General features: G+C 28.7%; 1 protein-coding gene. It reads right to left on the minus strand.

Annotation, left to right across the window (positions count from 1 at the left end):
• Positions 1–115: 115 nt before the first annotated feature.
• A complete protein-coding gene (locus tag BX659_RS18695; RefSeq protein WP_097019729.1) occupies positions 116–1,339 on the minus strand; it encodes a helix-turn-helix domain-containing protein in 1,224 nt (407 codons plus the stop codon).
• Positions 1,340–1,470: the final 131 nt, after the last annotated feature.

The raw sequence follows: 1,470 nt of genomic DNA on the forward strand, positions 1-1,470 counted from the left end.
TGGTTAGTGTCATGACATCGTTAACTTTTTCTAATGCTTAAGTTTTGTTCCATGACATCGTTAACTTGTTAGAGCTACTTTTATTCCATGACATCATTAACACTAACCTAGATTTTTATTTATAGCGATACAATTTATATGGTATTTCCATCACTTGCTTATCTTGATCAAAAACTTTTATTTTATCTTCACTAGTATATATAGTGGCTTTAACATATTTGTATTTAAGTTTTTCAGGAACATCAAAGTGTTGACTAAATAAATCTAATTTGCATTTACTATTTATAAATCTTATGAATGAAATTTTACCATCAGCAAGTGGAATCTTATATTTTCCATTCTGTTGTTTAAAGTTTTTCATATATCCTTTAGGGATTAGCTTTATATTGTTACTTTTATGAACTTCCGAAGGAAGTTTTGAACCGTGTTTTTTAATAGATAGCTTTGAATATGGTCTTTGATTACAGAAAAAGTCAACGAATATATCTGATTCTTTTTTTAGTTGCTCAAATGAATCAAACTTTTGATTATTTAAAAATATCTTTTGAAAAGTGTCATTGAAACTTTCTATTGTACCATTTCTTTGGGGTTCACTAATTGGAATAAAGAGCACTTCAATCCCTAGTGTAAGACATAGCCTAGTTAAAATTCCTGGAGAGCTTGGATATAGGTTACTGCCTTTAAAAACCATCATATTATCAATCTGAATTATTTTAGGGATTCCAACAGTGTTCCAGACATGATTAATTAAAAAATCAATTATTGTATTACTTTTAGTGTTCTGATACTGTTTTACTCTAATCATTTTGCTATATACATCAATTAAATTTATAGAATAAAATTGTGTTACTATATCGTTAGATCCTCTTATATATCTAGGACCTACAATATCTAATTGATGTACTTCGTTTGGATTATTAGCTTCAGGTTTAGGATACGGTATTTCTTTGTTTTGACGTTTTTCTGACTTTGTTTTAACTAGACCATTTCTCTTTATAATCCTATTTATTGTAGTTAAAGATGGTATATCTTCATAAGGATATTTAAGTCTTATAAGTTCCCATTGAATACTATCTGCTCCTATAGGGGCGTATCTAGTCTTAGTTAAGCGTGTTCTAATATTTATTATCAATTGTTCGATCTTTTTAGGAGTTTTATTAGGAGAATGTTTTGGGCGCTTAGATTTACTCTTTAACCCCTGTTCTCCTTTTTGTTTGTATCGATTATACCACTTATAAAACCAAGGTTTTGACCTGTTTAACTCAGTGCAAATATGACTTATTTTTTCACCATCCAAATATTTTTTAATTGCTTTTTTACGGACATCTATTTCGTTCATTTTATAGCCCCTAATTGGTGTTTTTATTCAATGTTCTATAAAATATAAACGATGTCCTGTAACAAAATAATCACTAGTGAATAAACGATGTCTTGGAATTTTTACCGTAAACGATGTTCTGGAACATATCA

It is taken from the genome of Orenia metallireducens (assembly GCF_003001995.1).
Lineage (GTDB): Bacteria > Bacillota > Halanaerobiia > Halobacteroidales > Halobacteroidaceae > Orenia > Orenia metallireducens_B.

Coding starts and splice junctions, on each gene's coding strand:
- BX659_RS18695 (WP_097019729.1), bottom strand. CDS start 1,339: ATGAACGAAATAGATGTCCGTAAAAAAGCAATTAAAAAATATTTGGAT.